Genomic DNA, 12786 nt, shown 5'->3' with positions numbered 1-12786 from the left:
CAAATACGATGAAGGAGCCTGCAGGAATGTGAGGCGGAGCCCCTCACCGCGCAGTCTCCTGAAATCTTCATATAACAAAGCCCCGTTCCGGATGTCCGGTGCGAGGCTTTGTCTTGGGTCGGGCGCGTGCTTGAAGTGTCTTACGCTGAAGCGCCTTCCTTGGTTTCGGAGGAGTCTTCCACATCCTCCCAGCCGGTGCACATGGCCCTGATGTGGCAGAAGACCGTGTGGCCGGTGGTGGTCATGTAGACGTGGACGATAATGAAGACCAGGAAGGCGAACGCGCCAATGGTGTGCAGCGCGGCCATGGTGCCCAGGGAGAGCCCGCCCAGGCCGATGGTCGCCCAGTCGTTGTAGTAATAGTAGAGGAACCCCGTGGCCATCTGGAAGGGAATCAGGAAGCTGACGATTCCCAGATAGGTGAGGCGCTGCAGCGGGTTGTGCTTGGCGCGCTCGGACTTGGGCACAGGATGCGGCTCGCCACGGAAGATACCGATCATGTAGTAGCGCATCACGTCGAAGAGCTTCTTCATGGTCGGCGTGTACTGGCGCCACTCGCCGGTGACCACGAGGTAGAAGACGTCGAAGATGAAGAGCACGAGCCAGGTCCACGCGCAGAAGTTGTGGACGTCAAACGCCGTCTCGAAGCCGAGCAACGTGTACGTGCCGTGGATCTCGAAACCCGTGACGAGCAGGGTGAGCACCAGGGCCGCCTGGACCCAGTGGTTGATGCGCTCGAACCGGGAGTAGAGAAAGATGCGCCGGGTGTTGTTGGTTCCGCTCATCTTAGCTGCTCCTTCTCTTTCCGGCCACGTACCGCACCAGGCCATGGCCGAGCACGGCCAGCAGGGCGAGGATGGCGGCGGCGTAGCCGAGCGTGTCGATAATGCCGAAGTGGTCGCGGCCAGGCATGTAGAACCCGGCGAGCTTCACAAGGCGGCCGTTGGAGGAATGGCAGCTTTCGCAGGCCAGGGCCTTGTCCTCGGGCGCGACCATGTGCGTGGTTGGGTAGTAGTAGGCGGTCTCCACAAAGTCGTACTGGCCGCTGTACTCAAGCCCCTTGTACGCCTGGCCGGCGGCGATGGCCTTGCCCCAGTCGTAGTTCTTCCAGTACGCGGCGTCATCCTTGCCGAAGAGGTGCGGGATGACCATGCGGTTGCGGCCGGAGTCGTAGGGCTGCTTGCCGCGGTGCATCTTGAAGGGGTAGATGCGCGAGTTGGTGTCGCTGTATCCGCCCACGGGCCAGTTGAGCTCCACCACCTGGGCGGGGTCGATCTCGTCGTCCAGGGTCACATAGAGCATGGTGCCGTTGAACCAGCGGTACTCGGGGACCACGTTCATTTCCCAGCGGAAGTCGCCCTTCTTGGTGTCGTAGATGTGCTTGCCGAGAGGACCGTCCTCGGTAAAAGGCTTGCCGTCCTTTTTCTTGCCGGCCTGGGACCAGTCCCACCACATCTTGGTGGGCTTGGCGCGTGCCATGGTGGGGATGTGGCAGGCCTGGCAGGCAACCTTGTCCGTGTGGTCGTTGGCCTTGACGCCGGGTTTGTGCGGCGTGGCCGTATGACAGGACTCGCAGGCGATGCGCGTCATCTGGTCGTCGTCGATGAGACTTCTGCGGTCCACATGCGCCGGGTTCTTGTAGCAGCGTCCGGCAATCTTGTGCGCGTCCGTGGTGTGGCAGCGCACGCAGGTGAAGTTGGCGCCGTCGGCCGCCATGTGCACGTCGAGCTCCTTGTCCGGGTTGTACAAGGAGGAATCGAGGTCGCCGTGCTTCACGCCGTCACCGCCGCCGCCCATGAAGTGGCAGTCGCCGCAGTTTTTGCGGCTGGGCCGCGCCACGGACTGCGCCACCTTGTTCCAGTCGGGCGGGAGATACTCCTTGCCGTTGCCGGGAAAGACCGTGGGCTTGGTCACGGGGTTGCCGGCGCCGGCCGGGAACTTCTTGTACGTGCCGGTCTGATCGTGGCAAACGAGGCAGTCCACCTTGGTGGGGTCGCTGAAGTCGAAGCTCGCGTCCTTGAAGCCGTAGCCCACGTGGCAGGATGTGCAGCGCGGCTCGTTGGAAGGCACGGCCACGCAGAAGTTGTTCAGCGTGAGGCCGTACTTGCCCATTTCGTGCGTTTCGTCATGCGGGCAGAGCCATGTCCAATGGATGGTCTGGTGCACCTGCTTGGCGGCCTCGTTGTGGCAGGAGAGGCACGCCTTGGTGACCTCCGGGCCGGAGGTGAAGTTGCCCTGCAGGGCCTCGTGCTTGGAGTGGTCGGTGGTGATCCATCGGGCCGGCAGCTTGGTGCGGGCCCGCGCCTCGTCCGCGCCGTAGGGTTTGGCCGGCGCGTCGTCCTGCTGCTCCGTGGCCGCCAGTACTGGCCATACGCAGAGCAGTGCGAGCGCCAGGAGAGCCGGAAGCGTCCACAGGCTCGGTGACATGATTCGTTTCATCGGTCCTGTCCCCCTGTCCTTATTGGTGTCCGCCTGTTCAAGACGGTGATGGGCAAGGTCTTCTGGCTATATGGGATATACATGAAATTACCACATATCCCAACAAAAAAGAGAGCGAATAGGAGCAGCGTCATGGCTACTCCTCCACCCGCAGGTATTCGCCGCGGCCCAGAAGCCGCGCCATGAGCGCGGTCAGCCCCAGCAGCATCACGGCGGCGAGGTGGGTCACATCCACTGCCATGGTCAGCTCCGGGCCGAGGTGCATGTCCGGCAGGTTCTTGGTCACGCGCGCCAGGCCGGTAACCGCAATGAGCGCCCACAGCCCGATGCGCAGCCAGCCGGAGAGGGTGACGCGGCCCGCCGCGGCAAAGAGCCGTACGGCGGCGTAGCCCAGCAGCGCCAGCAGGATGGCCCCGCCCGCGTAGTGCATCATGTGGGTGAAGTAGTAGTCCGCGGTCCAGGCCATGCCGGGAATGTCGGCGATGTAGTAACGCTTGAAGATGGGCATCTGGCCGAAGCCGCTGATGGCCATGGCCGCCATGAGCAGGGCGAAGAGCAGGGTGCGCGTGCGCATTACGAGTCCTCCCCGTGACCGGACTGCGTCTTGCGCAGCAGCCGGATCGCCCCGGCGGCAAGGCCCGCCACAGGAGCCGTGAACACGGCGGCGGCGAACATGTCTTCCTTCTCAAAGGGCGAGCCCACCTGCGTGAGGTTCGGCCGGCCAGAGTTCTTACCCTTACTCGCGTGCTTGCCCTTGCCTTTCTTTCCTGCGCTGGGGGCGACCTTGGCGCGGGCTTGCTCCAGCTTCTCGAAGGGCACGGGCGAAACGTAAATGGTGTTAGTGCCGCCGTTCTCCTCCAGGCCGTAGATGTAGCCGTTCATCTCTGCGGCCAGGGCCTTGGCCTTGGCGATGATCTCGCTGCGCGGGCCGATCTGCTGCACCTGCATGGGGCACGCCTCGATGCAGGCCGGCAGCTTACCCTCGGCCATGCGCGGCTGGCAGCGGTCGCACTTGAACATCACGCCGTTGCCGGCGAAGCGAGGCAGCAGGTCCAGGTACAAGCCCACGCCGGTTTGCCGCTGGGGAATGTCCCACGGGCACACGGACTTGCACTTGGAGCCGCCGAGGCAGACGTCCGGGTCGATGACCACGGCGCCGTCGTCCTTCTTGGCCGCCGCGCCCCAGGGGCAGAGGTTGGCGCAGGGCGGATTCGTGCAGTGCATGCACCGCCGCGGCATGTGGATCTCGTGCTCCGTGCCCTCGTGGTTCACGGTGATGTTGTCCACGAACAGCCAGTTGTACGGGGTCAGCCGGTCGTCCACGTAGCGGTCGTCCGACCAGTCCGCGACCTTCACGCGGGGCGGGAACATCTCGGGAAAGGGCTTCTCGGGCTTGGGGTAGCGGGACTCGTTGGCCTCGCCGCAGGCAACAACGCAGGCGCCGCAGCCAACGCACTTGGATATGTCGAGCAGGGTGGCGAGCTCTTCGCCTTTGGCGTCCTGCGCGCCGGCACGCGCCAGAGCAGGCGCGCCGACACCGGCGATGGCCGCGCCGCGCAGAAAGGAGCGCCGGGATATGGTGGATTTTTTACGGGACACGAAACAAAAGCCTCCGGATATTACTGAGAGCATAAAATGGTTCTGAAGGCAGAAAAGCAGTAACCATGCCACTTCCGGATCGGCGTAAAAAGCGGGCTATACCAGGGTTGGGCGGATGCGGTGCGGCAGAATGTGGCGAAAAAGTGTCGAAGCGATGCAGCAGGTGTCTAGACAGGTGTCGAAACGGTGCGCATACTCCGAGCATGACCATGGACGATGATTTCAACATCTCCTGCTCTTCGGAGTGCCTGCGGACCCTGTACAACACCATTGCCGAGGGGCTGGTGGTCGTGGACGTCAAAGGCCGGATTCGCATGGCCAACCCGGCCATCGAGCGGCTCACCGGGTATAGCAGCGAGGAGCTGGTGGGGCGCTCCTGCTCCATTCTGCGCTGCGACGTGTGCGAGACATCGCGCCGGGAGGGCCGCGACCACTGGTGCCGGCTCTTCGACCGCGGCCATGAATCGCGCAAGCAGTGCTCCATCATCCGCAAGGACGGCGGCTGCGTGCCCGTGCTCAAGAACGCCTCCTTGCTCAAGGACGGGGACCGCGTGATCGGCGCCGTGGAGACGCTCACCGATATCTCCGAGCTCGTGCAGCGCGATGAGACCATCCGCGAGCTCTCGCAGAAGCTCTCAGCCTCGGCCGGATTCCATGGCCTGGTCGGTCGTTCGCCCGCCATGATCAAGCTGTTCCGCGCCCTGGAGCGCACCGCCCAGAGCGACGCACCCGTGATCATCTACGGCGAGTCCGGCACGGGCAAGGAGCTGGCGGCCCGCGCCATCCACGAGCTGGGACCGCGCCGCCTCGGGCCCTATATCCAGCTCAACTGCGCCGCCATCAACGAAGCTCTGTTCGAGAGCGAACTCTTCGGCCACGTGAAGGGCGCGTTCACCGGCGCCATCCGCCATCGGCAGGGCCGTATGGAGGCCGCCCACGGCGGCGACCTCTTCCTGGACGAGATCGGCGACGTGCCCCTGGCCATCCAGGTCAAGCTGCTGCGCGTGCTGGAGACGCACCGCATAGAGCGCGTGGGCGACCACAAGCCCATCGACACGGACGTGCGTTTCATCGCAGCCACCAACCGCGACCTTGCCCGCCTCGTGGCCGAAGGGAAGTACCGCGAGGACTTCTTCTACCGCATCAATGTCCTGCCCGTGCACATCCCGCCCCTGCGCGAACGCAAGGAGGACATCCCGCTGCTCTGCGACCACTTCCTCCAGAACAGCCGGCTGCCCGTAGACTCGGGCATGGAGCCCGAAGCCATGAACGTGATTCTGGCCTATGACTGGCCGGGCAACGTGCGCGAGCTGCGTTCCGCCCTGGAGTTCGCCCGCACCCACGCCGGCGAGGGCGTCATCCGCGTGGAGCACCTGCCCCCGCACGTCACTGCGTCCAGGCGGCTCTGCTCGCCGGCACCGCCGCCATATCTCCCTGTCGATGCCGTCTCCAACGGCGCGGCGGCCGCACGCGCTGAGGCGGGCGTGGATCCGGAAAAGGCCGAGCTGCTGGATGCTCTGACCCGCACCGGGGGCAACAAGTCCGAGGCCGCGCGGCTGTTGGGCGTGCATCGCGGCACGGTGCTCAACCGTATGCGCAAGCACGGCGTGGACCTGACGAAGATGGTGACGAGCTGAGCCCGGGACAGGACTTGGACGCGGCTGTAGATTCCGTCTGGTCCGGGCGTAGGTTGGTGATTCCGGATGCGGCGGGGCTTGTGGAGGAAGAGTGGCGGGCGTTAGCTTACGGCCAGCCGCCGCGTGGAGGCCACGAGCATGAGCGAGACGATGCCCAGGACAATCACGAGGGCAAAGGCGCGGTCGTACTCGCCGGTGAACACCGCATTGTAGATCTCCAGCGAGACCGTGTTGGTCTTGCCCACGATGTTGCCGCCCAGCATGAGCGTGACGCCCACCTCGCCCAGGGAGCGCGCCAGGGCCAGGAACAGCCCCACGCACACGCTGCGGCGGATGGACGGCAGCACTACCCGAAGAAAGGTCGTGAACCGCGACTTGCCGAGCACGTAGGCCGCCTCGATGAGCCGGCCGGTCTCCCGCTGTACGGCCGCCTGCACCGGCTTCACGATGAGGGGCAGCCCGGCCACGAAGGAGGCCAGCGCCACGCCCCAGAAGCTGAACACGAACTCCACGCCCAGCCGCTCCGAGAGCATGGCTCCCAGCAATCCCCGCCGGCCCAGCAGCATGAGCAGCAGAAAGCCTGTGGCGATGGGCGGGAAGACCAGCGGCAGCGTGACCAGGAAGTCCAGCGCCGATATCCACGGTCCGCGGCCGCGGCCCAGTAGATACCCCAAACAGACGCCGACCGTGGCCAGGCACGGTGCGGCCACGGCCGCCGTCTGCAGGCTGAGGAGCATTGGTCCGGCCACTGCCTGGTCGGAAAGCACGCCGATCACGTCCAGCATGGCCGCGATATCCTAGAGCCCGTGCTTCGTGGCGATGGCGCGCGCGGTGTCCGTTTGCAGAAACTCGCCGAAACGCTTGGCAATATCCGGCGACGGACAGCCGTTCAACGTCTTGGCCACGATGGTGATGGGCTCGTACAGCGCTTCGTCCACGGGAATGATGCGCGCCGCGCGGTCCTGGATGGCGTAGCCGTCGGTGAGGTTGATGAATCCCAGGTCCACCTCGCCGTTGACCACGTACGCCGAGACCTGCGGCACCGTGCCCACCTCGATGAGCTTGGGCTCGAGCTGCTCGGCCAGGCCGGTGTTGGCGAGAAACTGCGTGGCCGCCCGGCCGTAGATGGCCTTCTTGGCGTCAGGGTGCGCGATGCGCGTGACGGCGGGATCGGTCAGCACCTTGGGCGCGCTTTCTGCGTCCAGCACCTTGAGGTCGAACACGGCCGGGAGCGACACACCCTTGGCCACGGCCAGCACGAGCTTGCCCTTGCCGATCACGTATTCCGTGCTGAATGGCAGGTCCGAGCCGTCCAGATAGCGCTTATCGCCGATGACCGTATCCACCACGCCGCTGTTCTGCGCCTGGGCGGTCACTTGTCCCATGTTGCCGTATATCTGCTGTGTCTCGATGCCGGTTTCCGCGGTGAATGCCTTGCCCAGGGCCGTGACCAGCTTCTTGTAGCCGGCGCCGGCGGCGATGGTCAGGGAGTCGTCGGCACGGGCAAGCTGCGTTGCGCCGAAAAGGACAAGGCAGGCCAGAACGAGTGTTGCGAGCTTTTTCATGAGAGGGCTCCGTAGCGGGCGTCGATGGTGTTGTAGCAGGTGGATGATGGTTCGGGCTCGGCGGTTTCCAGCGACTCCTCGCCGTGCAGCAGGCGGAGCTGCCGCTCCAGCCAGGCCGGGTCCTCGCGGCCGTTGCGCAGGGAGAGCACCGTGTCGGCCATGGCCGTGGCCTCGGCCAGATCGTGCGTGACCAGGATGACCGGAATCTTCCACGTGGTGCGGATGGCGTGCAGCCGTTTGCGCAGGATGAAGCGGTTCTCCACGTCGAGGGCGGAGAAGGGCTCGTCCAGAAGGAGCAGGCGCGGCATGCGCGCCAGCACCTGGCAGAGGGCGGCGCGTTGGCGCTCGCCGCCGGAAACCTCGTGCGGCTTGCAGTCCTGCAGGTGCTCCAGCCCCATGGATGCGAGCAGAGCCGAGGGCGGGACCATGTCCTGCGCGGCGGCAAAGCGCACGTTCTGCAGCAGGGTCATGTGCGGGAAGAGCAGGGCGTCCTGGGAGAGCAGGCCGACGCGCCGGCGCTGGGGCGTCATGTGGCGGCGGTTTCCCTGGCACCAGGTCTCCTGGCCAAAGCGTATCTCGCCGTCGTCGAGGGGCTCCAGCCCGGCCAGACAGCGCAGCACAGTGGTCTTGCCGGAGCCGGAAGGACCGACGATGGCCAGCAGCTCGCCGTCGCCGCAGTCCAGGCGCAGCTCCAGGCGGAAGTGCTGCAAATTCTTGTGCAATGTCGCGTGCAGGCTCATCGGCTTCTCCAGTTCCTGTTCATTGTGCGGGCCGCGTTCTTGAGGAACGTAGTCTTCGAGATGGCGACTCCACGCGCCAACCACGGGCGCCAACTATGGACGCGAGCCGTCCGAACGACGCGCGTTCCGGCCATGGTTGCCGGTCTCCTGGTCCGCTCAGGCCGCGTTGGCGGAGGCGGGCAGCTCCATACGCGCGATTTCGTCCAGCATGGCGGCCAGCTCCTGTGGGTGGCTGGTCATGGAGCAGTGGCCGGAGTCCAGCGTGGACAGGTGCCAGCCGTAGCGTTCCGCCTTGCCGGCCATGGCGCGGATGAACGGGCTGGGCGTCTTCTCGCAGGTGATGTACGCAGCCGGCACGGCCGTGGGGTCGAACTCGCCCGGGAAGGGCGTGGAGAACGCGGACTCGGGAAAGTCGCACAGCCGCGTGCGGAACCAGTCGGCCTTTTCATCCGGCACGCCGAAGACCTGCAGCGGCCACGGCATGATCCGGCCGCCCTTGGTCTTGTGCGCCTCCAGCATGTGGCGGAAGCCTTCCCCGGCGATGTCCACAAACGAGCGATTCGTCTCCGGCAGCAGCGCGTCCACATAGATGACGCGGTTGATGAGGTGCGGCGTGCGCGAAGCCACGGCCCCGCAGATCATGCCGGAGTAGCTGTGCGCCACCAGGGTGAAGTCGTCGAGGCCCTCGAACTGGATGTAGTTCGAGATGTCCTGGATGTAGGTATTGAGGTCGTAGCCGTTGCGGAATCCGTGGTGCAGGTAGCCGCAGCCGGACAGGGTGGGCCTGTGCACGGTGTGTCCGCGCTGGGCAAGGGCCGCGGCCGTCTCGGACCAGACCCAACCGCCCTGGAAGGCGCCGTGAACGAGAAGCATGGTCGACATATCGCAATCCTCCGCAAATGCAGTGTTCAGCAGGCGGCGTTTTCGCCGCTGCGGTATGGCGTGGAGCCGGCTCCGGTCCGGTCGGGACAGTGTGCCGGCCAGACGTCGAAGTCCGGGATGTATGGCTTGATGTCCAGCACAGGCGTTCCGTCCAGGACGTCCACGTTTTCCAGAAGCACGACGCCGTCACGTATGGCGTTGAGGCGCAGGACCGACATCCCGATGGGGTTGGGCCTGGCAGGGGAACGGGTGGCGAAGACGCCGCGCGGCTCTGTGCCCCGGGGTGCGGCTTCATGCATGTGGTAGAGCAGGATGACGTGGGAGAAGCCCACGAGGTCCTGCAGGCCGCCCTGATACTCCGGCAGAACCAGGACGTTTCCCGGCATGCCAATGGCGTCGCTGGGCTGGTCCGGCGTTCCTGCCACGTTCTTGTGGAGCGTCTTGAAGAAACCAATAGGGCTGTAGGGTATGGTCATGGCCTGGCCTCCGGATGGCGCTGTGGGTACGCCCCTGCCGATTCACAATCCCTGCCGGTTTCGTAAGAGTTTAGTATATTATGAGGTTATGGCGATACGCTGGCGGGATCGAGAATGACAATCCTTCATGTTCGCACACATTGTGGACAAAAATGGATGGCGTGTACATGCAATTGCGCAGTTGTCACTGTTATGGATATTTCCGTGTTATGCGGGGTCGGCGCGTCGCTACATGGGCGGGCTGCGTTTCCAGCCGAGAGAAGTCTAGAACATTGCAAGTCGCTGCGTGAAAGCCAGCAAAAATTATCTATCTCAAGTAGTAGTGTTGAATTATGCATGCAATGAAGCAGGTGCATATTGCGGAGCATCGCGGTGTGATTTTGTACTGCCGGCGATGTTCCATGCGTGAGGGATAAATCACAGAGCCGAGAACCACACGCTGGTTCTGTTCCGGCACACCCAATAAAAATAGGGTAGGCTCATGCCCGAAGTGCTATGTCAGGGGTTGGCGTATACAGCTTTTGCGATGAAAAGGTATGAACGTTTTTAAGGACTTGCATATTTATCACAGAGATTTTAAGCCTACCATCCTGTCCGATGGAGAACGGGTTCATGCGATGCAAGGATGGGCGATTTGAGTTGAACGGGTCGTGGGTAATGGATCAGGGGATAGGGCCGAATGGATAATTTGCTGCCCGTGATGGTGCAGCGCATCATTCTGGGTCTTGTCATGTGTTGCGTTTGCCTGCCGGTGGCGGCGCAGGCCCAGGAAGAATCGAACGCTTCCCAGGTGGACATCACCGAGCTCTCTCTTGAAACGCTCGTCAACTTACAGGTGGTCACGGCGTGTCGCGCCAAGAAGGCCCTGTTCAAGACGGCCTCGGCCGGCTACGTGATCACATCCGAAGACATCCGCCGTTCATCCGCCACCACCATCCCGGATCTTTTGCGCACCGTGCCGGGGGTCAATGTGGCGCAGATCAACGCCAACTCCTGGTCCGTGTCGGTCCGCGGCTTCGGCCAACGCTTTTCGGGCAAGCTTCTGGTGCTCAAGGACGGCATGACCATCTACACGCCCACCTTTTCCGGCGTGTACTGGGACATCCGCGACACCATGCTGGAGGATGTGGACCGCATCGAGATCATCCGCGGGCCCGGCGGCGCGGTGTGGGGCGCCAACGCGGTCAACGGCATCATCAACATCATTACCAAGAACGCGGCCGATACGCAGGGGGGGCTCGTGGTGGCGGCCGGCGGCACGGAAGAGGGCATCAGCGAGGTTCGCTACGGCGGCACAGTGGGCGACGACCTGTCCTACCGCATCTGGGGCAAGGGCGCCCTGCGCGACGCCTCTGTGCACGACGACGGCTCACGCGGCCAGGACGGGTGGAGCTCGCTGCGCGGCGGGTTGCGCGCCGACATGACGCCCACGGACAACGACCGCGTGACTGTGACGGCCGACATCTTTTCCGGCCGCGTGGGCCAGAACACCTGGATTCCCAGCCCGTACGCGCCGGGCAGCCTCTACCTGGACGAGTACGACGCTCCATACTGGGGCGGCAACATCCTCACGCGGCTGGAGCACGACTTCGGTCGCGACGTGAACCTGGCCGTGCAGGTGTTTTTCGACGCCGTGGAGCTGAAGCGGCGGTTCCAGGGCGGCGTGTACGGGCCGGATCAGACCTCCACCGAAGGCACGTACACCCTGGACTTCGATTCCCAGATTCACTTCCCCATCGGCTCGCGCCACGACGTGATAGCGGGGATCGGCTATCGCTCCATCTGGGACAAGTTCACCAGCGAGCCGTACTGGTCGGCCACCATGTCGCCGTCCCACCTGCAGCGATCCATTTACAGCGCCTTTGTGCACGACACGATCACCCTGTGGGAGGACCGGCTGGCCCTCATCCTGGGCTGCAAGCTGGAGCACAACGACTACACCGGGTTCGAGGTGCAGCCTTCGGCGCGGCTGCTGTGGACGCCCAGCGAGCGGCATACGCTCTGGGCGGCCGTTTCCCGCGCCGTGCGCACGCCGTCGCGCGCCGAGCGTGACCAGCTCTACCTGCGTGAGCCGGCCATGGCGATTACAAACGTCAATCTTTCGCCCACAGCGGCGCTGATCGGCGCGGCCGGCGGGGTCAGGACACTGCTGGCTACGGGCCTGGCCAGCGGCGCAGGCGCCGGCGGCTACTCCATACCGGTCATCCCCGTGGTCCAGGGCAGCGACGACTTTGTCTCCGAAGAGCTCGTGGCCATCGAGATGGGCTACCGCATGCAGCCCGTGGACAGGTTCAGCCTGGATATCGCGGGCTTCGTCAACTTCTACGACAAGCTGATGGTCATGGAGGCCGACAACCTGGTTCTCGGCCCGGGCTACGCGCTGTTTGGCTTGAAGGTCAGCAACGGCAGGAAGGGAACCGGCTACGGCGTGGAGCTTTCCGCACGGTGGGAGGCGACGGACTGGTGGCGGCTGGATGCGAGCTACAGCTACCAGCACGTGGATACGTGGCAGCGCTCGGCGGGCCGCAACCTGCTGCCCATGGGCGGTACGGAGGACAGCCCCGAGAGCACGGCCTCGCTGCAGTCGCACATGGACCTGCCCTCGGGTATCGAGCTCGATGTGACCGGCCGGTACACGGACGAGCTCGCATCCCTGGAGGTTGATTCCTATCTGGAGATGGATGCACGGCTCGCCTGGTCGCCGTACGAGGCCCTTGAGATCGCGCTGATTGGCAGGAACCTGCTCCATAACCACCACGAGGAGTTCAAGGACAGGATCGTCTACCTGGGCGACTCCCAAATCGAGCGCAGCGTGCTCGCAAAGGTGACCTGGCGATTCTGATGAGGCATCGGATCGGCGCCGCGCAAGACAGCGGATCGCTTTTCCCGGAGTGGCTTTGCCGGGTCGCCATCGCCATGATCATTCTGGCGTATGTGGTGCTGCGGCCCATTGCCGCCAGAACCGGCGAGGTGCGCCAGCCCACGGAGCAGGAAGTGAAGGTGGCGCTGCTCTACAAGTTCGCCAAGTTCGTGGAGTGGTCCGAGGTCAGGATGCGCGAGGCCAAGACCTTCCGCATCTGCATTCTTGGCCGCAATCCCTTTGGCGAAGCCCTCGGTCTGCTGGAAGGCAAACAGATCAAGGACATGCCCCTTGCGGTGCACTTTGCCAGGGAGCCGGCCGAGGTCGGGGCGTGCCATATCGTCTTTGTCGGCAGGGACTGGGCCGAGCGATTCGACGAGGTGCTCGCCACGCTGGGCAGTCGCGGCGTCCTCTTTGTCGGCGATATCTCCGGCTTTGCGCAGCGCGGCGGCGTGCTGGAGTTCTCCCTGGAAAACGGCCGCGTGGGATTTGCCATCAACCCCGACGCCGCCCGTCGCGAAGGGCTCGCTATCAGCTCCAAGCTCATGCGCCTCGCGCGCGTGGTGGACGGGAACTAGGATAAGAAGG

The 12786-nt window shown here is 64.4% G+C and carries 12 protein-coding genes; 3 read left to right on the top strand and 9 right to left on the bottom strand.

Annotated elements, in window-relative coordinates:
* Positions 1-140: 140 nt before the first annotated feature.
* The 4 genes from E8L03_RS12865 to E8L03_RS12850 all read right to left on the bottom strand — a co-directional run bounded on the left by E8L03_RS12865 (position 141) and on the right by E8L03_RS12850 (position 4038).
* Complete coding sequence (locus E8L03_RS12865) at positions 141-785, bottom strand: cytochrome b/b6 domain-containing protein (RefSeq protein ID WP_171267568.1); 645 nt, start codon at positions 783-785, stop codon at positions 141-143.
* Position 786: 1 nt separating this feature from the next.
* Entirely contained in the window at positions 787-2439 is a 1653-nt protein-coding gene (locus E8L03_RS12860; protein WP_483406966.1) for a tetrathionate reductase family octaheme c-type cytochrome, read from the bottom strand.
* Positions 2440-2575: 136 nt separating this feature from the next.
* A complete protein-coding gene (locus E8L03_RS12855; protein ID WP_171267566.1) occupies positions 2576-3013 on the bottom strand; it encodes a FeS-binding protein in 438 nt (145 codons plus the stop codon).
* On the bottom strand, positions 3013-4038 hold the full coding sequence (locus tag E8L03_RS12850) for a 4Fe-4S dicluster domain-containing protein (RefSeq protein WP_244963524.1): 1026 nt from the start codon (positions 4036-4038) through the stop codon (positions 3013-3015). The genes E8L03_RS12855 and E8L03_RS12850 overlap by 1 nt, the downstream gene beginning before the upstream one ends.
* A gap of 209 nt (positions 4039-4247) precedes the next feature.
* Here E8L03_RS12850 and E8L03_RS12845 point away from each other — a divergent pair, with 209 nt between their 5' ends.
* Positions 4248-5675, top strand: coding sequence for a sigma-54 interaction domain-containing protein (locus E8L03_RS12845; protein ID WP_244963523.1), 1428 nt, complete (start codon positions 4248-4250; stop codon positions 5673-5675).
* 101 nt (positions 5676-5776) lie between these two features.
* Here E8L03_RS12845 and E8L03_RS12840 read toward each other — a convergent pair whose 3' ends face one another.
* The 5 genes from E8L03_RS12840 to tsaA all read right to left on the bottom strand — a co-directional run bounded on the left by E8L03_RS12840 (position 5777) and on the right by tsaA (position 9338).
* Positions 5777-6460, bottom strand: a complete 684-nt coding sequence (locus E8L03_RS12840; RefSeq protein ID WP_144306801.1) for a molybdate ABC transporter permease subunit — start codon at positions 6458-6460, stop codon at positions 5777-5779.
* 12 nt (positions 6461-6472) lie between these two features.
* Positions 6473-7240 (bottom strand): molybdate ABC transporter substrate-binding protein, encoded by a 768-nt coding sequence (modA, locus tag E8L03_RS12835; protein WP_171267563.1) that lies wholly within the window; start codon positions 7238-7240, stop codon positions 6473-6475.
* Positions 7237-7980: an ATP-binding cassette domain-containing protein gene (locus tag E8L03_RS12830; protein WP_171267562.1), complete on the bottom strand. Its 744-nt coding sequence runs from the start codon at positions 7978-7980 to the stop codon at positions 7237-7239. Before E8L03_RS12830 ends, modA begins: the two co-directional genes overlap by 4 nt.
* A 156-nt stretch (positions 7981-8136) precedes the next feature.
* Entirely contained in the window at positions 8137-8862 is a 726-nt protein-coding gene (locus E8L03_RS12825) for an alpha/beta fold hydrolase (RefSeq protein ID WP_171267561.1), read from the bottom strand.
* A gap of 26 nt (positions 8863-8888) precedes the next feature.
* Positions 8889-9338, bottom strand: coding sequence for a tRNA (N6-threonylcarbamoyladenosine(37)-N6)-methyltransferase TrmO (gene tsaA, locus E8L03_RS12820; RefSeq protein ID WP_144306797.1), 450 nt, complete (start codon positions 9336-9338; stop codon positions 8889-8891).
* 679 nt (positions 9339-10017) lie between these two features.
* Between tsaA and E8L03_RS12815 the strand changes: the two genes are divergently transcribed.
* Positions 10018-12180: a TonB-dependent receptor plug domain-containing protein gene (locus tag E8L03_RS12815; protein ID WP_171267560.1), complete on the top strand. Its 2163-nt coding sequence runs from the start codon at positions 10018-10020 to the stop codon at positions 12178-12180.
* The gene (locus E8L03_RS12810; protein ID WP_171267559.1) at positions 12180-12776 is read left to right on the top strand and encodes a YfiR family protein; all 597 of its coding nucleotides are present in this window, start codon (positions 12180-12182) and stop codon (positions 12774-12776) included. The genes E8L03_RS12815 and E8L03_RS12810 overlap by 1 nt, the downstream gene beginning before the upstream one ends.
* The last annotated feature ends 10 nt before the right edge of the window (positions 12777-12786 follow it).

Origin of the sequence: Oceanidesulfovibrio marinus (assembly GCF_013085545.1) — a bacterium.
Lineage (GTDB): Bacteria > Desulfobacterota > Desulfovibrionia > Desulfovibrionales > Desulfovibrionaceae > Oceanidesulfovibrio > Oceanidesulfovibrio marinus.
Note: the sequence above shows the minus strand (reverse complement) of the source record. Positions and strands in the feature narration are given on the sequence as shown.

Bases quoted from the DNA above. Each gene is read 5' to 3' on its own strand.
- E8L03_RS12865 (WP_171267568.1), bottom strand. From the start codon at position 785: ATGAGCGGAACCAACAACACCCGGCGCATCTTTCTCTACTCCCGGTTC.
- E8L03_RS12860 (WP_483406966.1), bottom strand. From the start codon at position 2,439: ATGAAACGAATCATGTCACCGAGCCTGTGGACGCTTCCGGCTCTCCTG.
- E8L03_RS12855 (WP_171267566.1), bottom strand. From the start codon at position 3,013: ATGCGCACGCGCACCCTGCTCTTCGCCCTGCTCATGGCGGCCATGGCC.
- E8L03_RS12845 (WP_244963523.1), top strand. From the start codon at position 4,248: ATGGACGATGATTTCAACATCTCCTGCTCTTCGGAGTGCCTGCGGACC.
- E8L03_RS12840 (WP_144306801.1), bottom strand. From the start codon at position 6,460: ATGCTGGACGTGATCGGCGTGCTTTCCGACCAGGCAGTGGCCGGACCA.
- modA (WP_171267563.1), bottom strand. From the start codon at position 7,240: ATGAAAAAGCTCGCAACACTCGTTCTGGCCTGCCTTGTCCTTTTCGGC.
- E8L03_RS12830 (WP_171267562.1), bottom strand. From the start codon at position 7,980: ATGAGCCTGCACGCGACATTGCACAAGAATTTGCAGCACTTCCGCCTG.
- E8L03_RS12825 (WP_171267561.1), bottom strand. From the start codon at position 8,862: ATGTCGACCATGCTTCTCGTTCACGGCGCCTTCCAGGGCGGTTGGGTC.
- tsaA (WP_144306797.1), bottom strand. From the start codon at position 9,338: ATGACCATACCCTACAGCCCTATTGGTTTCTTCAAGACGCTCCACAAG.
- E8L03_RS12815 (WP_171267560.1), top strand. From the start codon at position 10,018: ATGGATAATTTGCTGCCCGTGATGGTGCAGCGCATCATTCTGGGTCTT.
- E8L03_RS12810 (WP_171267559.1), top strand. From the start codon at position 12,180: ATGAGGCATCGGATCGGCGCCGCGCAAGACAGCGGATCGCTTTTCCCG.